Raw genomic sequence first — 24,238 nt, 5'->3', positions numbered from 1 at the left:
GCGGCGATGGCGACGTCACGCGCTCTTGCGGTTGAGCGCGCGAAAGCCGATGTCGCGGCGGTACTGCATGCCTTCGAAATTGATCTGGTTGATCGTGTCGTACGCATGCTGCTGCGCTTCGCGCACCGAATCGGCGAGGCCGACCACGCACAGCACGCGGCCGCCGGACGTCACGAGCTTGTCGCCGTCATTGAGCGTCGTGCCCGCATGGAACGTCACGGCCTGTTCGGTCTCGGCCGGGATGCCGTTGATGCGGTCGCCCTTGCGCGGCGCGTCCGGGTAACCGTGCGCGGCCAGCACGACGCCGAGCGCGGTGCGGCGATCCCAGTCGAGCTCGACCGTGTCGAGGGTGCCCGCGATCGCCTGCTCGACGACCTTCGAGAAATCGCTCTTCAGGCGCGCCATGATCGGCTGCGTTTCCGGGTCGCCCATCCGGCAGTTGAACTCGAGCGTGCGCGGATTGCCATCCTTGTCGATCATCAGGCCCGCGTACAGGAAGCCCGTGAAGCGGATGCCGTCCTTCTCCATCCCGCGTACCGTCGGCATGATGATCTCGCGCATCACGCGGGCGTGCATCTGCGGCGTGACGATCGGCGCGGGCGAATATGCACCCATGCCGCCGGTGTTCGGGCCGCGATCTTCGTCGAGCAGGCGCTTGTGGTCCTGGCTGGACGCCAGCGCCAGCGCGTGCTTGCCGTCGACCATCACGATGAAGCTCGCCTCCTCGCCATCGAGGAATTCCTCGATCACGACGCGCGCGCCGGCATCGCCGAGCTTGTTGCCCGACAGCATCATGTCGACGGCCGCATGGGCCTCTTCGAGCGTCATCGCGACGACGACGCCCTTGCCGGCCGCGAGGCCGTCGGCCTTCACGACGATCGGCGCACCCTTCGCGTCGATGTACGCGTGGGCGGCGGCCGCGTCGGCGAAGGTTTCGTAGTCGGCCGTCGGAATGTTGTGGCGCTTCATGAACGCCTTCGCGAAATCCTTCGAGCTTTCGAGCTGCGCGGCTTCGCGGGTCGGGCCGAACACCTTCAGGCCGCGTGCGCGGAACAGGTTGACGATGCCGGCCGCGAGCGGTGCTTCCGGCCCGACGAGCGTGAACGCGACGCCTTCGCGTTCCGCGAAATCGGCGAGTTCGTCGAGCGCCGTGATGTCGACGTTCTTCAGACGCTCGTCCTGCGCCGTGCCGCCATTGCCCGGCGCGACGTAGACCATCTGGACGCGCGGCGACTGCGCGAGCTTCCACGCCAGCGCATGTTCGCGGCCGCCGGAACCGACGACGAGTAGTTTCATGGGATTCCCCGCAGACTAGAAAACAGGGCGGCCGGCACGCTCAGGCGCGCCGGCCGCGAAATCGGTCGGGCCGCCGCCGCAACGCTGCGCACGGCGGCCGGCATCTCATTCCTCGACGATGACGGCGTTCGTATACACGTCCTGCACGTCGTCGAGGTTCTCGAGCGCGTCCAGCAGCTTCTGCATCTTCGCCGCGTCGTCGCCGGTGAATTCGACTTCGTTCTGCGGCTTCATCGTCACTTCGGCGAGTTCGGCCTTGAAGCCCGCGGCTTCGAGCGCGTCCTTCACCGCCGAGAATGCCTGCCAGTCGCACAGCACTTCGATCGAGCCGTCGTCGTTCGTGTTCACGTCGTTCGCGCCGGCTTCGAGCGCGGCTTCCATCAGCGCGTCTTCCGACGTGCCGGGCGCGAACAGGAACTGGCCGACGTGATCGAACATGAACGCGACCGAGCCGTCGGTGCCCATGTTGCCGCCGAACTTCGAGAACGCGTGGCGGACTTCCGCGACCGTGCGGGTGCGGTTGTCGGTCAGCGTGTCGACGATGATCGCCGCGCCGCTGATGCCGTAGCCTTCGTAACGGATTTCTTCGTAGTTCGCGCCGTCCGCGCCGCCGACGCCGCGATCGATCGCGCGCTTGACGTTGTCCTTCGGCATGTTCGCGTCGGCTGCCTTGTCGACCGCGAGACGCAGGCGCGGGTTCGAGTTGACGTCGCCGCCGCCGAGGCGCGCCGCCACCTGGATTTCCTTGATCAGGCGGGTCCAGATCTTGCCGCGCTTCGCGTCGGCCGCAGCCTTCTTATGCTTGATGTTGGCCCATTTCGAATGACCAGCCATACCTTTCTCCGTGCCCGGGCGCGCAGCGCGGGCGATTGTTGCAATGTGTCGTTGAATCGGCGGCCGTGTCGGCGGGCATGAAGCCGCGGGGCCGCGCGTGTCGAGTGGATCGTGATTTTATCACGCGGCGACCGCCGGTTCGGGGCCGCCGCGCATGGCCGAACGGCCAGGGCGGCCGTCGCGGCGCGCCGGGCCGCGCGGCACGGCGGCGCCGGCCGCTCGGTTCCGTCAGTTCTTGGTGCCGAACAGGCGGTCGCCGGCGTCGCCCAGGCCCGGCACGATGTACGCGTGCTCGTTCAGGTGCGAGTCGAGCGACGCGACGAACAGCTTCACGTCCGGGTGCGCGTCCTGGAACACCTGCACGCCTTCGGGCGCGGCGACCAGCGCGACGAACATGATGTTCGCGGCCGGCACGTTGCGGCGCTTGAGCACGTCGACCGCATGCACGGCCGAATAGCCGGTCGCGACCATCGGGTCGCACAGGATGAAGATGCGGTCTTCCAGGTCCGGCAGGCGCACCAGATATTCGACCGGGCGGTGGTCTTCGGCGCGGTACACGCCGATGTGACCGACGCGCGCGGACGGCACCAGGTCGAGCAGGCCGTCCGACATCCCGATGCCCGCGCGCAGCACGGGCACGATCGCGAGCTTCTTGCCGGCGATCACCGGCGCGTCGACCGCCACCAGCGGGGTTTCGACCCGCTTGGTCGTGATCGGCAGGTTGCGGGTGATCTCATAGCCCATCAGCAGCGTGATCTCGCGCAGCAGTTCGCGGAACGTGCGCGTGGACGTGTCCTTGTCGCGCATGTGCGTGAGCTTGTGCTGGATCAGCGGGTGATCGGTGATGAAGAGGTTCGGGAAACGGCTGTCCTGTTTCATGACGGGGTGCCTTGGCGGCAAAAGGGGATCGGGGGCGGCGGCGGGCGCGAGGCCGGCCGTCGCTCATGGCCGCAATTTTACCAAGGCGCGCCGCGCGATCCGGATATTATCGACGTCTCACGACAATCCGCGTGCCGCGCACGCCCGCTCGCCCGCCCGCCGGCGGCCACGCGGGGCCGCGCCGGCACGCGCGCCACCAGGGAAACGACGATGGATCTCGGCATCGAAGGAAAGACCGCGCTCGTGTGCGCGGCGAGCAAGGGCCTCGGGCGCGGCTGCGCGGAAGCGCTGGCCGCCGAGGGCGTGAACCTCGTGATCGTCGCGCGCACGCGCGACACGCTCGAGGAAACCGCGGAAGAGATCCGCGCCGGCGCGAACGTGTCGGTCACGGCGGTCGCGTGCGACATCACGACGCCGGACGGCCGCGCGGCCGCGCTCGCCGCGTGCCCGCAGCCGGACATTCTCGTGACGAATGCCGGCGGCCCGCCGCCCGGCGACTTCCGCGACTTCTCCCACGACGACTGGATCCGCGCGCTCGAGGCCAACATGCTGACGCCGATCGAGCTGATCCGCGCGACCGTCGACGGGATGATCGGCCGCGGCTTCGGCCGGATCGTCAACATCACGAGTTCGGCCGTGAAGGCGCCGATCGACGTGCTCGCGCTGTCGAACGGCGCGCGCTCGGGGCTGACCGGCTTCGTCGCGGGGCTGTCGCGCAAGGTCGCGGGGCAGGGCGTGACGATCAACAACCTGCTGCCGGGGCTGTTCGACACGGACCGGATCGCGACGACGCTCGCCGCGTCGGCGAAGGCGCAGGGCGTGTCGGTCGACGAGATGCGCGCGCGGCGCACGAAGGACATCCCGGCCGGGCGCCTCGGCACGCGCGCGGAATTCGGCGCGGCCTGCGCGTTCCTGTGCAGCGTGCATGCCGGCTACATCACCGGGCAGAACTGGCTGCTCGACGGCGGCGCGTATCCGGGTACGTTCTGACCCGCGCTTTTCGATTCACGACGACAACAACCGAACGACGAAGGAACTGGAGATGAGCAAACCCCGCATCGCATTGATTGCGCACGACGCGAAGAAGGACGAGATCGTCGCGCTCGCGGGCCAGTATCGCGAGACGCTCGCGCAATGCCGGCTGGTGGCGACCGGCACGACGGGCGGCCGGATCGCCGCCGCGCACGGGCTCGAGGTCGAGCGCAAGCTGTCGGGGCCGCTTGGCGGCGACCTGCAGATCGGCGCGGAACTGGCCGACGGCCGCGTCGACATTGTCATATTCCTGCGCGATCCGATGACCGCGCAGCCGCACGACCCCGACATCACCGCGCTGGTGCGCGCGTGCGACGTGCACGACGTGCCGGTCGCGACCAACGTCGCGACCGCGCGGATGCTGCTCGACGATCTGGCGCGGAACATGCAGGATGTTTGCTAGGCAGCTGTTGAAGAGCGCCGCGCTTTAGCGGTCGGGAGCTTCGTTCAAGAAGTTGTCGTATGCGATCGGCCGCGGAGTGTCGGACGGATCGTGCCGAATGCTTCGCTGTCGAGCGAGCGGGCCGGTGCATTGCCACGCAACGGCCGGGTTCGAAGGCTTCAGCGCGCCACTCATGACGGCACCGCTTCTTGGCGTGATGGCCTGGCACACAATCGAGCTGGCGAGCGCGCTTGCGCGTTCGGCGAAGCCGTCGGCTGGCTGACTACGGCGTCGACCAAGGCACGTGCATCCGCGCGCGAGGGCCTCGATTACGGTGATTTGCTCGTTCCCCTGAACGATAGAAGGGATTCGATTCCTTGTAGCAGTTCGGGCAAGAAGGACTGATCCAGCCCGCAATACCCCGTGATGCATGCTCCCTCGGGAGGGGGCGGCTGAAAGCGCCAGTCGCCCACGATTGCGCGTCGATCAAGTGTTCGCAATATCAGCTCAAACCCCGGCTCAACGCCAGTTAGCTCCGCTCGTTGCCCGGCTTGAAGCTGCGTTTGAATGGATTGAATCTGTTGCCGAAATTGTCGCAACTCGTCGGGCATGACACTCCATTGCCCTTCCGCCTGGATACTCGGTACCGTCAATTGGATTCGTACATCGATCCATTCAAGATACGGCCCTCCCGGTTCGTCGCGTCGCGCAGCAACGGGCTCCATTTGAAGTCTAAAGTCATCTGTGTCGATGGTTAGCATGTGTTCAACGTTAAGAGCGCAACCTTCCGAGACGTTGTGATCAGTCGGCCCAGCTACCCGTTCGTTCCGGTGAGAGGCAATGTCCGGTATTTCGGGCGCTGCTAATGGCACGGGTATTTTTGTCGCAAGACGTATATGACCAGGACTGCCGCATTTGCCCTCAGCGCATCTCTCGGCCATTTCCCGAGATCGTGGAGCACTTCCGAATCGATTTCCCCCGGTTTGACACGCCCGTTGTCGCACCAGTCCTGGCCTTCGGTCGCATCGGCCACGCCTGCCAGATACCCGGCCATAGCGTGGCGCTCGGCGCCAGCATACGGCGTGTTGTCGGAACGGCTCAGGCCGTCGAGCAAACGGGTGCCGTCCGCACGCGGTATCGGGGCCGCGGTTGCGCTGCCGATACTTGCGGATAGCGACGCGAAAGCGATCACATTCCAGACAAGCGCGAGCTTCATGGGGTGGACTGGGCGAATTGGGCAGCAGGCAAATTAGCACGGCCGTCGTCTCGTAAATGACCATGGCCAGAACCGGTTGTCGGGCCGATCGACGTCGACCTTCGTCGGTTCGGGAAAAGCGCGTCGACACCGCGCGGGAGATCCTTTGCGCACGGGGCGCGAGGCGAGAAATGACCAACGGCCCGGTTCGGCCATCGCGGCGCGAGCGACGTGACGTCAACGTTACAAAGTGTGCCGAACATCATTGACTGCGCAAGCGAAGGAAACGAGCGGCAGCGACCGGTCTCATACCGCGCCGTTTTCCTCATGCGCGGCCCATGCCATCCATTTCCCGCGAAAACCCTACCGATGTGAAGGGATTGCGACGACGCGCTGCGCGACCGCGCACGACGCGCGAGAATCCTCCGCTACGACCCGTGTTCACGCGCATCGCCGCAGCGGCAATGTCGATGCATTCGCCGAACCGGATTTCCAGATTCCAGACAGAAGAGGAGCAAAACGATGCCGAAAGCAATCCGATACGACCAGCCGGGCGGCCCGGACGTGATGAAGTGGGTCGATGTCGACGTCGGCGCGCCGAAGGCCGGCGAAGTCCGCATCCGGCAACACGCGGTCGGGCTCAACTACATCGACGTGTATTTCCGCACGGGCCTGTATCCGCAACAGCTGCCCGGCGGCCTCGGAATGGAGGCGGCGGGCGAGGTGACGGCCGTCGGCGACGGCGTGACCGCGTTCAAGGCCGGCGACCGCGTCGCGTATGTCGGCCAGCCGCCCGGCGCGTATGCGCAGGAGCGCGTGATGCCGGCCGAGCGCGTCGTGAAGCTGCCGGACGGGATCAGCGACGACGACGCGGCGTCGGTGATGCTGCAAGGCCTGACCGCGCATTACCTGCTGCGCCGCACGTACCCGGTGAAGGCCGGCGACACGATCCTGATCCACGCGGCGGCCGGCGGCGTCGGGCTGCTCGTGTGCCAGTGGGCGAAGGCGCTCGGCGCGACCGTGATCGGCACGGTCGGCTCCGACGAGAAGGCCGAACTCGCGAAGGCGCACGGCTGCGATCACCCGATCGTCTACACGCGCGAGAACTTCACGCAGCGCGTGAAGGCAATCACGAACGGCGCGGGTGTGCCGGTCGTCTACGATTCGATCGGCAAGGACACCTACGTCGGTTCGCTCGACAGTCTCGCGCCGCTCGGCTACTTCGTCAGCTTCGGCAACGCGTCGGGCCCGCTGCCGCCGATCGACTCGAAGGAATTCTCGTCGCGCGGCTCGCTGTTCTTCACGCGGCCCACGCTGTTCTCGTACATCGCGAAGCGTGCCGATCTCGACGCCGCGGCCACCGAATTGTTCGACGTGATTCTGTCGGGCAAGGTGAAGACGAGCATCAACCAGCGCTACCCGCTCGCGGAAGTCGGCCGCGCGCATGCCGACCTCGAAGCACGCAAGACCACCGGCTCGACGATTCTCGTTCCCTGACCGTCCCCCGTGCCGGCGCGACGCCGGCACGCGCCTGTTGCGGGCGGCGCTGCAGCGCCGCTCGTCCCGCCTCGTTTTGCGCCAGTCCCGCCGCACGCGTTTACGCGTTTTTTACACCCGCCCCGACACCTTTGACCCGCCCTTTACGTGCGTTCCCATAAGGTTCTAGTCGTCCGATTTCGACGACGGAGAACAAAAAATGGATGGGGTTTTCATCGGCGCACTGGTGCTCTTCACCGCGCTGATCCTCGGTTTGCTTGCCGGTTGCGACAAGCTCGTGCAATACGGTCGCGGGGGGCGCGCATGACCTGGATGCTTTGGCTGGCGGGCGCCTCGACGGCCCTGCTGTTCGCGTATCTCGTCTTTGCGCTGCTGCGCGCGGAGGACATCGAATGAACGCGAACAACCTGTTGCAGACGCTGCTGTTCATCGTCGTGCTGCTCGCGGCGGCCGTGCCGGTCGCGCGCTACCTCAGCGCGGTGATGGATGGCAGTTCGCGCGTCGTGCGCGTGTTCGGCCCGCTCGAACGCGCGCTGTACCGCGTCGCCGGCGTCGACGCCGGCACCGAGATGAACTGGAAGCAGTATGCGATCGCGACGATCGCGTTCAACGCGCTCGGCGTGCTGTTCCTCTACGGGCTGTTGCGCCTGCAGGGCTTCCTGCCCGGCAACCCGCAGCAGTTCGGCGCGATGACGCCCGACGGCGCGTTCAACACGGCCGTCAGCTTCGTCGCGAACACGAACTGGCAGGACTACACGCCCGAGCAGACCGTCAGCTATCTGTCGCAGATGCTCGGCCTGACCGTGCAGAACTTCCTGTCGGCAGCGACCGGCATCGTCGTCGTGATTGCGCTGATCCGCGGCTTCGCGCGTCACACCGCGCAGACGATCGGGAACTTCTGGGTCGACCTCACGCGCGTGACGCTGTACGTGCTCGTGCCGATGGCGGCGCTCGTCGCCGCGCTGCTGATGAGCCAGGGCGTGCTGCAGAACATGAAGGCGTACCAGGACGTGCCCGTGCTGCAGGCGAGCACCTACGCGGCGCCGAAGCTCGACGCGCAGGGCAGCCCGGTGAAGGACGACAAGGGCAACGCGGTCACGGTGCCGACTCCGCTGACGAAGCAGACGCTCGCGATGGGGCCGGTCGCCTCCCAGGAAGCGATCAAGATGCTCGGCACCAACGGCGGCGGCTTCTTCAACGCGAACTCCGCGCACCCGTTCGAAAATCCGACGCCGTTCGCGAACTTTCTGCAGATCTTCTCGATCCTGATCATCCCGGCCGCGCTGTGTCTCGTGTTCGGCCGGGTGATCGGCGACCGCCGGCAGGGCATCGCGGTGCTCGCGGCGATGACGGTCGCGTTCGCGGTCGCGACCGGCGTCGAGGTGAGCGCCGAGCAGGCCGGCAACCCGACGCTCGCCGCGCTGCACGTCGACCAGTCGGCCGGCGCGCTGCAGCCGGGCGGCAACATGGAAGGCAAGGAAACCCGCTTCGGGATCGCACAGACCGGCATCTTCACGGTCGCGACGACGGCCGCGTCGTGCGGCGCGGTGGACGCGATGCACGATTCGCTGACGCCGGTCGGCGGCCTCGTGCCGATGCTGCTGATGCAGCTCGGCGAGGTGGTCTTCGGCGGCGTCGGCTCTGGCCTCTACGGGATGCTCGTGTTCGCGCTGCTCGCGGTGTTCGTCGCCGGCCTGATGATCGGCCGCACGCCGGAATACGTCGGCAAGAAGATCGAGTCGTACGAGATGAAGATGGTGTCGATCGTCGTGCTGCTCACGCCGCTGCTCGTGCTGGTCGGCACGTCGATCGCGGTGTTGGCGGACGCGGGCAAGGCCGGCATCTCGAACCCGGGCCCGCACGGCTTCTCGGAAATCCTCTATGCGTTCAGTTCGGCCGCGAACAACAACGGCAGCGCGTTCGCGGGCCTGACGGTCGGCACGCCGTTCTACAACTGGATGACCGCGATCGCGATGTGGTTCGGCCGCTTCGGCACGATCGTGCCGGTGCTGGCGATCGCCGGTTCCCTCGCCGCGAAGAAGCGCCTCGCGGTGACGAGCGGCACGCTGCCGACGCACGGCCCGCTGTTCGTCGTGCTGCTGCTCGGCACCGTGCTGCTGGTGGGCGCGCTGACCTACGTGCCGGCGCTCGCGCTCGGCCCGGGTGTCGAGCACCTGATGATGTGGCTGGGCGCTTGATGCGCGCCCGCATCGCGACACACTGAAAAGACTGAAGAGCTTGAAGAGATCGCAATGACTCAACATTCCGCAACACGGTCCATGTTCGATCCGGCGCTGCTGCGCCCGGCGATCGTGGATTCGTTCAAGAAACTCACGCCGCGCACGCAGTTCCGCAACCCGGTGATGTTCTGCGTGTACGTCGGCAGCATCCTGACCACGATCCTGTGGATCGCGGCGCTCTCGGGCCAGGCCGAGGCGCCCGCGGGCTTCATTCTCGCGATCGCGCTGTGGCTGTGGTTCACGGTGCTGTTCGCGAACTTCGCCGAAGCGCTCGCCGAAGGGCGCTCGAAGGCGCAGGCCGCGTCGCTGCGCAGCGCGAAGAAGGACGTGATGGCGAAGAAGCTCAACGAGCCGCATCCGAAGTCGCCGATCCGCATCACGACCGCGTCCGACCTGCGCAAAGGCGACGTCGTGCTGGTCGAGACCGGCGACGTGATCCCGGCCGACGGTGAAGTCGTCGACGGCGTCGCATCGGTCGACGAATCGGCGATCACCGGCGAATCCGCGCCGGTGATCCGCGAATCGGGCGGCGACTTCTCGTCGGTGACGGGCGGCACGCGCGTGCTGTCCGACTGGATCGTCGTCAAGGTCACAGCGAACCCCGGCGAGGCGTTCCTCGACCGGATGATCGCGATGGTCGAAGGCGCGAAGCGCAAGAAGACGCCGAACGAGGTCGCGCTGACGATCCTGCTCGTCGCGCTGACGATCGTAATGCTGCTCGCGACCGCGACGCTGCTGCCGTTCTCGATGTTCTCGGTCGAAGCGATGAAGGCCGGCCACGTGGTGACGATCACCGCGCTCGTCGCGCTGCTCGTGTGCCTGATTCCGACGACGATCGGCGGGCTGCTGTCCGCGATCGGCGTGGCCGGGATGAGCCGGATGATGCAGGCGAACGTGATCGCGACGTCGGGCCGCGCGGTCGAAGCGGCCGGCGACGTCGACGTGCTGCTGCTCGACAAGACCGGCACGATCACGCTCGGCAACCGTCAGGCGTCGACGTTCGTGCCGGCGCCGGGCGTGACCGAGGAAGCGCTGGCCGATGCCGCGCAACTGTCGTCGCTCGCCGACGAAACGCCGGAAGGGCGCAGCATCGTCGTGCTCGCGAAGGAGCGCTTCAACATTCGCCAGCGCGACATGGCGCAACTGCATGCGACGTTCCTCGGCTTTTCCGCGCAGACGCGGATGAGCGGCGTCGATCTGCCCGGCCGCGAGATCCGCAAGGGCGCGGCCGACGCGATCCGCCGCTACGTCGAAACCCACGGCAGCCGCTTCCCCGAAGAAGTGCGCCGCGCGGTCGACGACGTCGCGCGCCGCGGCAGCACGCCGCTCGTCGTGGCCGACCTGCAGGACGGCGCGGCGCGCGTGCTCGGCGTGATCGAGCTGAAGGACATCGTGAAGGGCGGCATCAAGGAGCGCTTCGCGGAGCTGCGCAAGATGGGCATCAAGACCGTGATGGTGACGGGCGACAACCGGCTGACGGCCGCGGCGATCGCGGCGGAAGCGGGCGTCGACGATTTCCTCGCGGAAGCGACGCCGGAAACCAAGCTCGCGACGATCCGCGAGCACCAGGCGGCCGGGCGTCTCGTCGCGATGACGGGCGACGGCACCAACGACGCGCCGGCGCTCGCGCAGGCCGACGTGGCGGTCGCGATGAACACCGGCACGCAGGCGGCGAAGGAAGCCGGCAACATGGTCGACCTCGACTCGAACCCGACGAAGCTGATCGAGATCGTCGAGATCGGCAAGCAGATGCTGATGACGCGCGGTTCGCTCACGACGTTCTCGATCGCGAACGACATCGCGAAGTACTTCGCGATCATCCCGGCCGCATTCGTGACGACGTACCCGCAATTGCGCGTGCTCGACATCATGCATCTGACGTCGCCGGCGTCCGCGATCCTGTCCGCGGTGATCTTCAACGCGCTGATCATCGTCGCGTTGATCCCGCTCGCGCTGAAGGGCGTGACCTATCGGCCGCTCGGCGCCGCGTCGCTGCTGCGCCGCAACCTGCTGGTCTACGGCCTCGGCGGCGTGCTGCTGCCGTTCCCGTTCATCAAGCTGATCGACATGACGCTCGCCGCGCTCGGCTGGGCCTGAGCCGGCCGTCCCTGAAGGAACCATCATGAAATCGTTGATTCGCCCGCTCGTCGTGCTGTTCATCATCCTGACCGCCGTGACGGGGCTCGCTTACCCGGCGGTGATGACCGTGTTCGGTCAGGCCGTGTTCCCGTCGCAGGCCAACGGCAGCCTGATCGAGCAGAACGGCAAGGTCGTCGGCTCCGCGCTGATCGGCCAGTCGTTCGACGCGCCGAAGTATTTCTGGGGCCGGCTGTCGGCCACCGCGCCGATGCCGTACAACGCGGCCGGCTCCGGCGGCTCGAACTTCGGCCCGCTGAACCCGTCGCTCGCCGACCAGGTGAAGGCGCGCATCGCCGCGCTGCGCGACGCGGGCACCGACCTGTCGAAGCCGGTGCCGGTCGACCTCGTGACGGCGTCGGCGAGCGGCCTCGATCCGGAGATCACGCCGGCCGCGGCCGCGTACCAGGTCGAGCGCGTCGCGAAGGCGCGCAACCTGGCGCCGGACGCGGTCGCGCAACTCGTCGCCGCGAACACGGCGGGCCGCCAGTTCGGCGTGCTCGGCGAGCCGCGCGTGAACGTGCTGAAGCTGAATCTCGCGCTCGACGCGGCGCAGGCCGCGCACTGAGCGTGCGGGCGTGCGGGTTCCCCGGCGCGGCTGGCTGCGCGCCGGGCCCGACTTTGTTTCGACGGCGCGCGCCGTCTTTGCCTTTTGCGGCGATTTGGAACCACAATGGCTGTATCTCGCGCGCCATCCGGCGCGCCGCCCTTCTGACGCATGAACCGCCCCGATCCCGACCAACTCCTCGACAAGCTGCAGCGCGATGAAGAAAAGCAGCGGCGCGGCCAGCTCAAGATCTTCTTCGGCGCGTCCGCCGGCGTCGGCAAGACCTACGCGATGCTGCAGGCCGCGCGCCAGCGCGTGCAGGAAGGCGTCGACGTCGTCGTCGGCATCGTCGAGACCCACGGCCGCAGTGAAACCGCCGCGCTGCTCGACGGCCTCGACGTGCTGCCGCCCGCCCGCATCGACTATCGCGGCCGCACGCTCGCCGAATTCGATCTCGACGGCGCGCTCGCGCGTGCGCCGCAACTGATCCTCGTCGACGAGCTCGCGCATTCGAACGTGCAGGGCGCACGGCACCTGAAGCGCTGGCAGGACGTCTACGAGCTGCTCGATGCGGGCATCGACGTGTATACGACCGTCAACGTCCAGCATCTCGAAAGCCTGAACGACGTGGTCGGTGCGATCACCGGCATTCGCGTGTGGGAGACCGTGCCCGATCGCGTGTTCGACGCGGCCGACGAAGTCACGCTCGTCGACCTGCCGGCCGAGGAATTGCTCGAGCGGATGCGCGACGGCAAGGTCTATCTCGCGCAGCAGGCCGAGCGCGCGGTGCGCAACTTCTTCCGCAAGGGCAACCTGATCGCGCTGCGCGAGCTCGCGCTGCGGCGCACGGCCGATCGCGTCGACGCGCAGATGCGCGAGTACCGCGCAGACCGTTCGATCCAGCGCATCTGGCAGGCGCGCGAGCGGCTGCTCGTGTGCGTCGGCCCGGGCGCCGAAGCGCCGACGCTCGTGCGCGCGGCGGCGCGCCTCGCCGCGAGCCTGAAGGCCGACTGGATCGCCGTGTACGTCGAGACGCCGCGCCTGCAGCGGCTGCCCGACGCGCGGCGGCAGCGCACGCTCGACGCACTGAAACTCGCGGCCGAGCTCGGCGCGGAGACGGTCACGCTCGCCGGGCCCGACGCGGTCGCCGCGCTGATCGGCTATGCGAAGGTGCGCAACGTATCGAAGCTCGTCGCGGGCGGCTCGCCGAAGGTCGGGCTCGCGCGCCGCTTCGCACGGCCGTTCGGCGAGCAGCTGGCGGAACGCGCGGGCGACGTCGACCTGATGCTGATCCGTGCGTCCGCGAGCGACGAGACGCGCGCCGCGCCGCTCGACGCGCGGGCGCGCGACTGGCGCGACGCGTTCGCGCAGTTCGGCACGCACCGTTCGCCGCCGCGCCACTACGCGTATGCGGCCGCGATCTGCGCGGCGATCACCGTCGTCGCGAGCGTCGTGTCCGGGCGGCTCGACCTCACGAACCTCGTGATGCTGTACCTGCTCGGCGTGGTGTTCTCGGCGGTGCGGCTCGGCCGCGGCCCGGGCGTGCTGCAGTCGTTCCTGTCGGTGGCCGCGTTCGATTTCTTCTTCGTGCCGCCGCGCATGTCGTTCTCGGTCAGCGACACGCAATACCTGCTGACCTTCTTCGGGATGCTGCTGACGTCGCTCGTGATCAGCCACCTGACGTCGACGCTCACGCGCCAGGCGAGCGTCGCGCAGCGCCGCGAGCGCCGCACCGGCGCGATCTACGCGATGGCGCGCGAGCTCGGCGCGGCGCTGACGACCGAGCAGATCGTCGAGATCGGCAGCCGTCACGTGGGCGAGGTGTTCCGCGCGCGCGTCGCGTTCCTGCTGCCCGACAGCGCGGACCAGGTGCGGCAGAAGATCGAGGAGCCCGACGCGGTCGTCACGCTGACGGGCGCGGAGCTCGACAGCGACGTCGGCCAGTGGGTGTACGACCAGCAGAAGCCGGCCGGGCGCGGCACCGATACGTTGCCGGCGACGGCCGCGCTGTACCTGCCGCTGAAGGCGCCGATGCGCACGCGCGGCGTGCTCGCGGTCGCGTCGCGCGAGCCGCGCGAACTCGAGGTCCCCGAGCAGCAGCGGATGCTCGACGCATTCGCCGCGCAGATCGCGCTCGCGCTGGAGCGCGTGCACTACGTCGAGATCGCGCGCGACGCGCTCGTCAACATGGAATCCGAGCGGCTGCGCAACTCGCTGCTGTCGGCGATCTCGCACGACCTGCGCACGCCGCTCACGACGATCGTCGGTTTTTCGTCGATGCTCGCGAACGGGCGCGCGGCCGCGCAGGCCGGCGACGCCGCGGCGGCCGGGCGGCTCGCGCAGCGCGAGGGCGAACTCGTCGACGCGATTCACGACGAGGCGCTGCGCATGACGGGCATCGTCACGAACCTGCTCGACATGGCGCGGCTGCAGGCCGGCAGCCTGCAGCTCAAGCGCCAGTGGTCGCTGCTCGAGGAAACCGTCGGCGCCGCGCTCGCCGCGTGCCGGCGCGTGCTCGCGCGCCATCCCGCGCACGTCGCGCTGCCGGCCGACCTGCCGCTGCTGCAGATGGACGCGGTGCTGATGGAGCGGTTGTTCACCAACCTGTTCGAGAACGCGGCGAAGTACACGCCGCCCGATACGTCGCTCGACATCGGCGCGGAGCGCGTGACCGACGACGGCCATCCTTTCGTGTGCGTGCACGTCGACGATCACGGCCCGGGCCTGCCGGTTGGCATGGAAACGCGGATCTTCGACAAGTTCACGCGCGGCGAGAAGGAATCGGCGACGCCGGGCATCGGGCTCGGTCTCGCGATCTGCCGCGCGATCGTCGAGGCGCACGGCGGTAAAATCGGCGCGCTCAACCGCACCGCGCCCGACGGCCGCGTGACGGGCGCGCGCTTCTGGTTCACGCTGCCGGTCGACACGCCGCCGGCGGCACCCGCCGTGCCCGACGACGAATCCGACCTGCCGGACGCATCGCCCCCATCCGAGTCATTGCCCGACCATGAGTGAACCCAGCCTGACCGTCGTCCTGATCGAGGACGAAAAGCAGATCCGCCGCTTCGTGCGCGCCGCGCTCGAGGAGGAGGACATCGCGGTGTTCGAAGCCGAGACGGGCAAGCAGGGGCTGATCGACGCGGCGACGCGCAAGCCCGACCTCGTGATCGTCGATCTCGGCCTGCCCGACACCGACGGCCTCGACGTGATCCGCGAACTGCGCGGCTGGTCCGAGGTGCCGGTGATCGTGCTGTCCGCGCGCACGCAGGAAGAGGAGAAGGTGGCCGCGCTCGACGCGGGCGCCGACGACTACCTGACCAAGCCGTTCGGCGTGTCCGAACTGCGTGCGCGGATTCGCGCGCAACTGCGCCGGCGCAACCAGGGCGGCGCGAACGAGTCGCCGAAGGTGACCTTCGGCGGCGTGACCGTCGATCTCGCGCTGCGCCAGGTGTGGCGCGACGACGCGATCGTGCACCTGACGCCGCTCGAATACCGGCTGCTCGCGACGCTCGTGCGTCACGCGGGGCGCGTGCTCACGCACCGCCAGCTGCTGCGCGACGTGTGGGGGCCGTCGCACGTCGAGAGCCATCATTACCTGCGCATCTACATGGCGCATCTGCGCCAGAAGCTCGAGGCCGATCCCGCGCAGCCCGAGCACATCGTCACCGAGACGGGCGTCGGCTATCGGCTCGTCGGCGCCGTGTGACGGACGGGGCGCGGCCAAGCATGCGGCCGCGGCGTCGCGCCCCGGCAGGGTTGCGCCGGCGCGACAGCCTCGCGACCGGCGCCGGCCTTGCACACCCGCTGCGCAATCCCCGCTATCCTGACCGTTCCGCGAACCAAATCGAGGAGCGTGCAATGTCCGTCCGTCTGGTCGTCATCTGTGCGCTGGCGCTCGCTGCGCCCGGCGCGTTCGCCCAGCCGCTGCCGCCCGGGCAGCACCCGCCCGCGCAGGCGGCGCTGGCCAATCCCGCGTCGGTCAACTGCGAGAAGCTCGGCGGTCGCCACGTAATCCGCAACCTGTCGAGCGGGCAGGTCGGCATGTGCGTGTTCAAGGACGGCCGCGTGTGCGAGGAGTGGGCGCTTTACCGCGACGACCGCTGCGTCGGCGGCGGCGCGCCGAAGCGCGTGGCGAACTGACCGCGTCCTGACGATCGCGCCCCGCATCGGCGACGGCCTGCCAGGCCGCCGGCAGGTCCGTAAGCTACTTGTTATACTCGGCGCCGCCCGGGGACGACCCCGGGTCATTCGCTTCAACGGGGACGGCCCCATCCGATACGGAGTACGTCGAGATGGCGTGGGTATGGTTGTTGATCGCCGGTTTGCTGGAAGTGGCCTGGGCGGCCGGCTTGAAATCGTCGGACGGCTTCACGAAGCTCGGTCCGTCGGTGTTCACGATCGCGACGGCGCTGGCCAGCTTCGGGCTGCTCGCGGTCGCGATGCGCCAGTTGCCGCTCGGCACCGCGTACGCGGTGTGGACGGGCATCGGCGCGGTCGGCGCGTTCGTGTTCGGCATCGTGATGCTGGGCGAGGCGCTGACCGTCGCCCGCGTCGCCAGTGCGGCGCTGATCGTCGCGGGGCTGGTCGGCCTGAAATTGTCGTCGGCCGCCTGACGACGGACTCGGCGGCGCGCCCGCGCCCGCGCGCCGCCCCGCGTCGCGGAATTGCGCCGGTCGCCCGTCCAGCCTGTCTATAATGGAACGTATTCGGGCCTGAATCCCGTCGTGCTGCGCGCGGCACGCGGTGCCGGTCGCCACGCGCCGCGCGGCCGGTCTGTCCGACCCGATCCGATCAATCGGCAAAACGCACGGAAAGTGCAAGGAGAGGGCCATGATCGAAGCCATTTCGCTCGGCGCGGGACTCGCGTGGGCGAGCGGCCTGCGCCTGTACCTGACGGTGCTGATCGCCGGCGTGCTGGCACGCTTCGGCTGGCTCCATCTGCCCGACACGCTGGCCGTGCTGATGTCGCCGTGGGTCATCGGCGCCGCGGCCGTGCTCGCCGTCACCGAATTCCTGGCCGACAAGATCCCCGCGTTCGACTCGCTGTGGGATGCCGTGCATACCTTCATCCGCATTCCGGCCGGCGCCGTGCTCGCGGCCGGTGCGCTCGGCCATGCCGATCCGACCATGCTGGCGGTCGCGGGGCTCGCCGGCGGCTCGCTCGCCGGCGCCGCGCATGTGGCGAAGGCCGGCACGCGCGCGCTGATCAACCTGTCTCCCGAACCGATTTCGAACTGGATTGCGTCGTCGACCGAGGACGGTCTCGTGGTCGGCGGGCTCGTCCTCGCGTTCTTCGTTCCGCTCGCGTTCCTCGTGCTGCTTGCCGCGTTCATCACGGCGTCGGCGTGGGCGCTGCCGCGCCTGTGGCGCGGCGTGTCGGGTGGCTTTCGCGGGATGGCTAACCACATGGTGTCGCGGCTCAACTCGATCGGAGGGAAGCGCGATTGAAGGGGCCGCAACACGCGGCGCAGCCGCCGGCCGGACACTCCGGCCATGACGGGCGCACGCATGCCGGCCGCTTCGGCCTGCGCGACCTGATTCACCAGGCTGCCCGGATGACCGCGCGCGACTGGCGCGCGGGCGAATTGACGCTGCTGGTCCTCGCGCTGGTGCTCGCGGTCGCGGCGCTGACGAGCGTCGGCTTTCTCGCCGATCGGCTGCGCCAGGGCCTCGAGCGCGACGCGCGCCAGATGCTCGGCGCCGATTTCGTCGTGCGCGCCGATCGCCCCGTCGATCCGTCGTTCGACCGCCAGGCGCGCGCGCTCGGCCTGCGTACCGCGACGACCGCCATCTTCCCGAGCATGATCGGGTCCGCCGCGGGCGGGCAGGCCGCCGACGCCGCGCCGTCGCGCCTCGCGGCCGTGAAGGCCGTGTCGCCCGGCTATCCGCTGCGCGGCGCGGTCGAGATCCTGCCGGCCGGTGCGACCACTGCGCAGAAGGCGTCCGCGATCCCCGCGCCGGGCACCGTATGGGCCGACCCGTCGCTGCTCGACGCGCTGCACCTGAAGGCGGGCGATACGGTGCGCGTCGGGCTGCGCACGTTCACGGTCGCCGCGGCGATTACCCGCGAACTCGATCGCGGCTTTTCGTTCGTCAATTTTTCGCCGCGGCTGATGATGCGCGCGGACGAGCTCGCCGCGACGGGGCTCACGGGCTACGGCAGCCGCGTCACGTACCGGCTGCTGGTCGCCGGCGACGCAGCGGCCGTCGCACGCTTCGAAACCTATGCGCACGCGCGCGTCGACGGCGGGAAACTGCGCGGCGTCGGGCTCGAGTCGTTGCAGGAGGGGCAGCCGCAGGTGCGGCAGACGCTGGATCGCGCGCGCCACTTCCTGACGCTCGTCGCGTTGCTGACCGCGCTGCTCGCGGCGGTCGCGATCGCGATGGCCGCGCAGCGCTACATGCGGCGTCATCTCGACGGCTGCGCGACGATGCGCTGCCTCGGCGTGAGCCGCCGCACGCTCGGCGCGTTGTTCGCGCTCGAATTCGTCGGCGTCGGCATCGTGTCGGGCGCCGCGGGCGCAGTGCTCGGCTACGGTGGCCACTGGGCGCTGCTGGCCGCGCTCGGCAGCCTGATCGACGTCGTGCTGCCGCCGCCCACGTTGTGGCCGGCGCTGATCGGCATGGGCGCCGCGCTCGTGCTGCTGCTCGGTTTCGCGCTGCCGCCGCTCGTGCCGCTAACGCGCGTGCCGCCGGTGCGTGTGCTGCGGCGCGAGTGGGGCGACGCGTCGCGCACCGCGTGGGCCGCGTATGCGGTCGGCGTCGTGCTGTTCGCGGGGCTGCTGATCGTGGCCGCCGGCAACCTGAAGCTCGGCCTGATCGTCGCGGGCGGTTTTGCCGGCGCGCTGGTCGGGTTCGCGCTGATTGCCCGGCTCGTGCTGTTCGCCGCCGCGCGCGCGGTGCGCAATGCGCGCGTGGCCGCGGGCGTCGGCTGGCGTTACGCGCTGGCGTCGCTGCACCGGCGCGGCACGGCCAGCGCGCTGCAGATCACCGCGCTCGCGCTCGGCCTGATGTGCCTGCTGCTGATCGCGATCACGCGCAACGACCTCGTGGCGGGCTGGCGGCAGTCGACGCCGCCCGATGCGCCGAACCAGTTCCTGATCGACATCCAGCCCGACCAGCGCGCCGACGTCGCCGCCTATCTGGCCGCACACGGCGTGCGCGACGCGGTGCCCGCGCCGATGGTGCGCGGCCGCCTCGTCGCGATCAACGGCAAGCCGGTGAATCCGGACGCGTACCCGTCGGAAGAGGCGCGCCGGCTCGTCGATCGCGAATTCAACCTGTCGTATACGACCGACCTGCCGTCCGACAACCGGATCGTCGAAGGCGACTGGTTCGGCGCCGCGGCCACGCCGCAGATCTCGATCGAAGCCGGCCTCGCGAAGACGCTGAACGTGAAACCGGGCGACACGCTGCGCTTCGACGTGACGGGGCTGACGGTCGACGCGCCGATCACGAGCGTGCGCAAGCTCGACTGGGGCTCGTTCCGCGTCAACTTCTTCGTGCTGATGCCGCCGCCGGTGCTGAAGGATTTCCCGGCCGTCTACCTGACGAGCTTCCATCTGCCCGCATCGAACGCCGCGCTGCTCGATCCGCTGATCGCGCGCTACCCGAACCTGACCGCGATCGACGTCGCGCCGATCCTCGCGCAGTTGCAGCGGATGATGCTGCAGGTGGTCGGCGCCGTGCAGTTCCTGTTCGCGTTCACGCTCGCGGCCGGCGTGCTCGTGCTGTACACGGCGCTTGCCGGCTCGCGCGACGAGCGCGTGCGCGAGGCCGCGCTGCTGCGCGCGCTCGGTGCGTCGCGCGCGCAGGTCAACGCGGTGCAGCGCGCGGAATTCGTCGTGGTCGGCGCGCTGGCCGGCGTGCTCGCGTCGGCGGGCGCGATCGCGGTCGGCTGGGTGCTCGCGTCGCGCGTGTTCGACTTCCAGCTCGCCGTCGATCCATGGCTCGTGCCGGCCGGCATCGCGGCCGGCGTCGTCTGCGCCGGTGCGGCCGGCTGGCTCAGCCTGCATAATGTGTTGCGGCGCCCCGCGCTGCAGTCGCTGCGCGACGCGTGAGCGTCGCCCGCGGCCCCGAAGATCCCGTTTTCCGACTATCCGTAATGACCGATGTGAATGACGATGCGCCGTCGCAGCCGACGGCGTTCGAGCTCGTGGGCGGCGAAGCCCGCGTGCGCGAAATGGTGGACCGCTTCTACGACCTGATGGACCTCGAGCCCGAGTTCGCGCAGATTCGCGCGCTGCATCCGCCGTCGCTCGACGGTTCGCGCGACAAGCTGTTCTGGTTCCTGTGCGGCTGGCTCGGCGGCCCCGATCACTACATCAGCCGGTTCGGCCATCCGCGGCTGCGCGCGCGGCATTTGCCGTTCCCGATCGCGTCGGTCGAGCGCGACCAGTGGCTGCGCTGCATGGCGTGGGCGATGGAGGATGTCGGGCTGCCGGAGCCGCTGCGCGAGCGGCTCATGCATTCGTTCTACGACACGGCCGACTGGATGCGCAACCGGCCCGGTTGATCGACCGGTACGCCGCTGCCCGCGCGCGGGACGATCTGCGTCTGGGCGCACGTGCGGGCCGGCGCGACACTGGCCGTTTCCTCCATCGACACGAGGCTCATCCCGATGACGACACAGGCGCTGTTTCGCGAAGACGCGTACCTGATGCAATGCGACGCGATCGTCGAGGCCGTCGGCGACGACGGTATCCGGCTCGACCGCACCGTGTTCTATCCGCTCGGCGGCGGCCAGGCCGGCGACACCGGCACGCTGACGCTGCCCGACGGCAGCACGATCGCGATTGCCGATACGCGCAAGGCGAAGTTCGACGGCGCGACGCCCGACGATGCCGTGCACGTGCCCGCGCCGGGCCAAGACGCGCGCGTCGCGACGCTGGCCCCCGGCACGCGCGTGGTCGCGGCGATCGACTGGCAGCGCCGCCACCGGCACATGCGCCTGCATACGGCCGCGCACCTGATGTGCGCGGTGCTGCCGTACGCGGTCGACGGCTGCAGCGTGACGGCCGACTACGTGCGGCTCGATTTCGCGACGTCCGACGCGATCGATCGCGACGACGTCGAGCGGCGCCTCGCGGGTTTCGTCGCCGGCGCGCATCCGGTCACGACCGAATGGATCACCGACGACGAGATGGCCGAGCGGCCCGAACTCGTCCGCACGATGAGCGTGAAGCCGCCGATGGGCCTCGGCCGCGTGCGGCTGCTGCGCATCGAGAACGTCGACCTGCAGCCGTGCGGCGGCACGCACGTGCGCAACACGTCCGAAATCGGCGGGCTGCGGGTCGCGAAACTGGAAAAGAAGAGTGCGCGCACACGGCGCCTCGTACTGGAGTTTGCATGACGATCGATACCGGGAAAGCGGGCGCGGCGGCGCTCGATCCGCAGGCACGGGAGATTCTCGATTTCTGGTTCGGCGAGCCGGGCTCGGCCGAGTTCGGGCAGAACCGCAAGGTCTGGTTCAACGGCGGCGCGGCGTTCGACGACGTGCTGCGCACGCGTTACGGCGCGCTGCTCGATGCTGCATGCGACGGCGCGTGCGATCACTGGGCCGCTTCGCCGTCGGGCGCGCTGGCGTTGATCGTCGTGCTCGACCAGTTCTCGCGCAACATCCATCGCGGCACGCCGCGCGCGTTTGCCGCCGATCCGAAGGCGCTCGGGCTGGCCCGCCGCGTCGTCGCGGCCGGCTGGGACGCGCGGTTGCCGAGCGGGCATCACCGCGCGTTCGCGTATCTGCCGTTCGAGCACGACGAGTCGGTCGAGAGCCAGCGCGAGGCCGTGCGCCTGTGCGCGGGCATCCGCGACGAGGCCGGGTGCGAGCGCTATCACCGCTACGCGTTGCTGCATGCGGCGGTCGTCGAGCGCTTTGGCCGCTTTCCGCACCGGAACGCGATTCTCGGTCGCGCGTCGACCGACGAGGAAGCGGCGTTTCTGCGGGAGCCGGGCTCGTCGTTCTGACGATCCGTTCGTTGGCGAGACGAAGGAGCGGGGCGGCGAACCCCACGACGCTTGCGGGTTGCCGGTATTGCAGCGCAGGCTGCGCGGCGCTCGAATGGACGATCGGCCCGTGCCGAAGAAGAAAGCGAAGGCGGGCAGGGCAGCGCAGCGCGCCGCCCTGTGTTACTGCGGGTGCTGTTCGGGCGTGCGCACGTAGACGCGCAGCAGCTCCTCGTTGTCGCCCGGGCGGGCGCCGGTCCAGAACAGCTTCCATTCGTCGCCGGGCGCCGGATCGACGGCCCGCACGCCCTGCACGATCATCCACGTGCAGCGCGTCGTCTTCGCGTCGTCGATCGGCGTGTGCTGGATGCCGGAGAAGTAATACAGCATCGGTGCTTCCGATTCGCCGAGTCCGTGCAGGCTCGCCATGCAGTCGCCGTCGTTCCATTCGAGCGCGAGATGCGCGTTCAGGTCGTCGAACACCGACCGGTAGCTCTTCGCGACGTCGAGCCACGGCAGCAGCAGCGTATAGATGAGCCCCCACGCGACCAGTGTGCCGGCGCCCCACGACAGCGCGCCGCGCCACAGGCCCGTCGTGCGTAGCTTCGGCAGCAGCGTCAGCCAGCCGACCGTCAGCGCGAGCGCGCTGGTCACGAGCGCGGGCTGGATCGGCATCGTCCAGTCGAGCGGCAGCCAGCGGCCGAGCAGTGCGAGATCGGCGCGCGACGCGGCCGGATCGGCCATCACCGCCCAGATCGCCCACGCGAGCACGACCGCCATGCCGAACAGGATGCGGCTCAGGTAATCCCACGCGAGATGCAGCCGGCGCGGCAGGCGGTCGATCGCCTGCGCGGCGATCAGCGCGAGCGGTGCGAAGAACGGCAGGATGTAGAGCTGGCGCGACGTCGCGGACACCTGCAGTACCACCAGTCCGATGCCGGCGAACAGCACGGGCAGCGCGATGCGCGGCGTACGCCAGTCGCGCCATGCGCCGCGGGCGAGCGCGACGATCGCGAGCGGCGCGACCGGGAAGCCGACGAGCAGGAACGCGCGCAGGATGAAGAACGGCTTGTCGTTTTCGGCGCCCAGTTCGGGAACGGAGAAGCCGAAGAAGCGGCCGACGTTGTTGTCCCAGAACCACGTCATGAACAGCGTTTCCGAGCGCAGGAACAGCGCGGTCGGCCAGATCAGCGCGAACGGCGCGAACACGAGCGCGGCGACGCCGAGCGCGCGTGCGAACGAGCGGGTGCGGCAGGCCGGGTAGAGCACCAGCGTGCAGACGAGCGTGGCCGCGAACACGAGCGGCACGAACAGCCCCTTCGCCATCAGCGCGATGCCGACGCCCGCGCCGAAGATCGGCGCGGCCCAGCGGCCGGCCGGGTGCGCCGGCAGCCCGTGACGCATCGGCTGCGCACGCGCGACGTGCTGCATCACGAGTTCCAGCAGCCCGCAGAACGCGATGGCGGTGCCGGCAAACAGCGCGACGTCCGTCATCATGTCGTGCACGTGCTTGATCACGACGAGCGTGCCCGCGCTCAGCACGACCGGGCCGAGCACGCGCAGGTCGAACCAACTGTCCGCGCGGCTGGCTACGCGGGCGGCGCGCGCGATGAAGCCGAACGCGAGTGCGGCGAACAGGGCGCTCGCGAGGCGCGCCGCGTCGTGCAGCGGCATCGCGCGCTGCAGCAGCCACGCGAGGCTGGTCGCGACCCACGCGTAAAGCGGCGGCTTCTCCATGAACGGCAGGCCGGCATTGGTCGGGACGACGAAATCGCCGGTCTCGAGCATGTGCTGGATGATGCCGAACGTATAGGTTTCGTCCTGTTTCCACGGATCGTGCCCGAGCACGCCGGGCAGCGTGTACGCGCACACCAGCGCGGCGACGAACAGCCATGCGCGCCAGCCGAGCAGCAGCGAGCGGTCGCGCAGGGGGCTGATGGCGGCGGTCGAGGCCGCGACGGGCGTGCCGGCGACGTCCAGCGTCGCGATGACGTCGGTATCGGCGGTCGAGCGGGTGTGCGCGGCCGGGGCGGGCACGGACGTGCGTCGCCGGCTGGGCGCTGCGGTTCCAGGCATGGAAAAGATCTCGGGTCGAGTCGAGCCGGTCCGGCGACATGGGCTGGACCGATAAGGGGCTACATCCGGGGTAACGGACAGCGTGTTTGAGACACCTGTCTGAATGGCCGCTAGTAGAGCACGGAATTGTTACGGATGTTTACTGGAAGTGTCACGGAATTGTGGAGATTTGTGGCGCC

Annotated in this window: 22 protein-coding genes; 16 read left to right on the top strand and 6 right to left on the bottom strand. The window is 69.1% G+C overall.

Annotated features, from left to right (window positions below):
- Positions 1 to 15: 15 nt before the first annotated feature.
- The 3 genes from purD to upp form a co-directional block, all read right to left on the bottom strand.
- Positions 16 to 1,296, bottom strand: a complete 1,281-nt coding sequence (purD, locus tag J8I35_RS22345) for a phosphoribosylamine--glycine ligase (RefSeq protein WP_050016400.1) — start codon at positions 1,294 to 1,296, stop codon at positions 16 to 18.
- Between the two features lie 105 nt (positions 1,297 to 1,401).
- A complete protein-coding gene (locus J8I35_RS22340; protein WP_006478227.1) occupies positions 1,402 to 2,130 on the bottom strand; it encodes a YebC/PmpR family DNA-binding transcriptional regulator in 729 nt (242 codons plus the stop codon).
- Positions 2,131 to 2,358: 228 nt separating this feature from the next.
- Entirely contained in the window at positions 2,359 to 3,009 is a 651-nt protein-coding gene (gene upp, locus J8I35_RS22335) for a uracil phosphoribosyltransferase (protein ID WP_006478229.1), read from the bottom strand.
- 210 nt (positions 3,010 to 3,219) lie between these two features.
- Between upp and J8I35_RS22330 the strand changes: the two genes are divergently transcribed.
- Both J8I35_RS22330 and J8I35_RS22325 read left to right on the top strand, forming a co-directional pair.
- Positions 3,220 to 3,999, top strand: a complete 780-nt coding sequence (locus tag J8I35_RS22330; protein ID WP_050016403.1) for an SDR family oxidoreductase — start codon at positions 3,220 to 3,222, stop codon at positions 3,997 to 3,999.
- Positions 4,000 to 4,051: 52 nt separating this feature from the next.
- A complete protein-coding gene (locus J8I35_RS22325) occupies positions 4,052 to 4,444 on the top strand; it encodes a methylglyoxal synthase (RefSeq protein WP_050016404.1) in 393 nt (130 codons plus the stop codon).
- A gap of 308 nt (positions 4,445 to 4,752) precedes the next feature.
- Here the strand turns inward: J8I35_RS22325 and J8I35_RS22320 are convergent, their stop codons facing one another.
- Positions 4,753 to 5,184, bottom strand: a complete 432-nt coding sequence (locus tag J8I35_RS22320) for a hypothetical protein (protein ID WP_209926915.1) — start codon at positions 5,182 to 5,184, stop codon at positions 4,753 to 4,755.
- 101 nt (positions 5,185 to 5,285) lie between these two features.
- Positions 5,286 to 5,639 carry a Rap1a/Tai family immunity protein gene (locus tag J8I35_RS22315; protein ID WP_209926913.1) on the bottom strand — a complete coding sequence of 118 codons (354 nt, stop codon included), beginning with the start codon at positions 5,637 to 5,639 and terminating at the stop codon, positions 5,286 to 5,288.
- Positions 5,640 to 6,140: 501 nt separating this feature from the next.
- Between J8I35_RS22315 and J8I35_RS22310 the strand changes: the two genes are divergently transcribed.
- The 14 genes from J8I35_RS22310 (at position 6,141) to J8I35_RS22245 (ending at position 22,004) form a co-directional block, all read left to right on the top strand.
- On the top strand, positions 6,141 to 7,115 hold the full coding sequence (locus J8I35_RS22310; protein ID WP_209926912.1) for a quinone oxidoreductase: 975 nt from the start codon (positions 6,141 to 6,143) through the stop codon (positions 7,113 to 7,115).
- A 303-nt stretch (positions 7,116 to 7,418) separates the two neighbouring features.
- Positions 7,419 to 7,511 carry a K(+)-transporting ATPase subunit F gene (gene kdpF / locus J8I35_RS22305; RefSeq protein ID WP_006752209.1) on the top strand — a complete coding sequence of 31 codons (93 nt, stop codon included), beginning with the start codon at positions 7,419 to 7,421 and terminating at the stop codon, positions 7,509 to 7,511.
- Entirely contained in the window at positions 7,508 to 9,313 is a 1,806-nt protein-coding gene (gene kdpA / locus J8I35_RS22300; RefSeq protein WP_209926910.1) for a potassium-transporting ATPase subunit KdpA, read from the top strand. Before kdpF ends, kdpA begins: the two co-directional genes overlap by 4 nt.
- Positions 9,314 to 9,367: 54 nt before the next feature.
- Entirely contained in the window at positions 9,368 to 11,452 is a 2,085-nt protein-coding gene (kdpB, locus tag J8I35_RS22295) for a potassium-transporting ATPase subunit KdpB (protein ID WP_050016412.1), read from the top strand.
- A gap of 25 nt (positions 11,453 to 11,477) precedes the next feature.
- On the top strand, positions 11,478 to 12,059 hold the full coding sequence (gene kdpC / locus J8I35_RS22290) for a potassium-transporting ATPase subunit KdpC (RefSeq protein ID WP_209926908.1): 582 nt from the start codon (positions 11,478 to 11,480) through the stop codon (positions 12,057 to 12,059).
- A gap of 150 nt (positions 12,060 to 12,209) precedes the next feature.
- The gene (locus J8I35_RS22285; protein ID WP_050016416.1) at positions 12,210 to 15,053 is read left to right on the top strand and encodes a sensor histidine kinase KdpD; all 2,844 of its coding nucleotides are present in this window, start codon (positions 12,210 to 12,212) and stop codon (positions 15,051 to 15,053) included.
- On the top strand, positions 15,046 to 15,744 hold the full coding sequence (gene kdpE, locus J8I35_RS22280; protein ID WP_050016417.1) for a two-component system response regulator KdpE: 699 nt from the start codon (positions 15,046 to 15,048) through the stop codon (positions 15,742 to 15,744). Before J8I35_RS22285 ends, kdpE begins: the two co-directional genes overlap by 8 nt.
- Before the next feature lie 152 nt (positions 15,745 to 15,896).
- Complete coding sequence (locus J8I35_RS22275) at positions 15,897 to 16,178, top strand: DUF333 domain-containing protein (protein WP_050016419.1); 282 nt, start codon at positions 15,897 to 15,899, stop codon at positions 16,176 to 16,178.
- 152 nt (positions 16,179 to 16,330) lie between these two features.
- Complete coding sequence (gene sugE, locus J8I35_RS22270) at positions 16,331 to 16,651, top strand: quaternary ammonium compound efflux SMR transporter SugE (protein ID WP_089488688.1); 321 nt, start codon at positions 16,331 to 16,333, stop codon at positions 16,649 to 16,651.
- A gap of 217 nt (positions 16,652 to 16,868) precedes the next feature.
- On the top strand, positions 16,869 to 17,486 hold the full coding sequence (locus J8I35_RS22265; protein WP_050016423.1) for a DUF4126 domain-containing protein: 618 nt from the start codon (positions 16,869 to 16,871) through the stop codon (positions 17,484 to 17,486).
- Entirely contained in the window at positions 17,483 to 20,098 is a 2,616-nt protein-coding gene (locus tag J8I35_RS22260) for an FtsX-like permease family protein (protein WP_124554854.1), read from the top strand. The genes J8I35_RS22265 and J8I35_RS22260 overlap by 4 nt, the downstream gene beginning before the upstream one ends.
- A gap of 44 nt (positions 20,099 to 20,142) precedes the next feature.
- On the top strand, positions 20,143 to 20,553 hold the full coding sequence (locus tag J8I35_RS22255) for a group II truncated hemoglobin (protein WP_006488211.1): 411 nt from the start codon (positions 20,143 to 20,145) through the stop codon (positions 20,551 to 20,553).
- A gap of 105 nt (positions 20,554 to 20,658) precedes the next feature.
- Positions 20,659 to 21,390, top strand: a complete 732-nt coding sequence (locus J8I35_RS22250; RefSeq protein ID WP_124554855.1) for an alanyl-tRNA editing protein — start codon at positions 20,659 to 20,661, stop codon at positions 21,388 to 21,390.
- Entirely contained in the window at positions 21,387 to 22,004 is a 618-nt protein-coding gene (locus tag J8I35_RS22245; protein WP_209926907.1) for a DUF924 family protein, read from the top strand. Before J8I35_RS22250 ends, J8I35_RS22245 begins: the two co-directional genes overlap by 4 nt.
- 162 nt (positions 22,005 to 22,166) lie before the next feature.
- Here J8I35_RS22245 and J8I35_RS22240 read toward each other — a convergent pair whose 3' ends face one another.
- Positions 22,167 to 24,059 (bottom strand): glycosyl transferase, encoded by a 1,893-nt coding sequence (locus tag J8I35_RS22240; protein WP_209926905.1) that lies wholly within the window; start codon positions 24,057 to 24,059, stop codon positions 22,167 to 22,169.
- Positions 24,060 to 24,238 lie beyond the last annotated feature (179 nt).

It is taken from the genome of Burkholderia sp. CpTa8-5 (genome assembly GCF_017815045.1).
GTDB lineage: Bacteria > Pseudomonadota > Gammaproteobacteria > Burkholderiales > Burkholderiaceae > Burkholderia > Burkholderia sola.
Note: the sequence above shows the minus strand (reverse complement) of the source record. Positions and strands in the feature narration are given on the sequence as shown.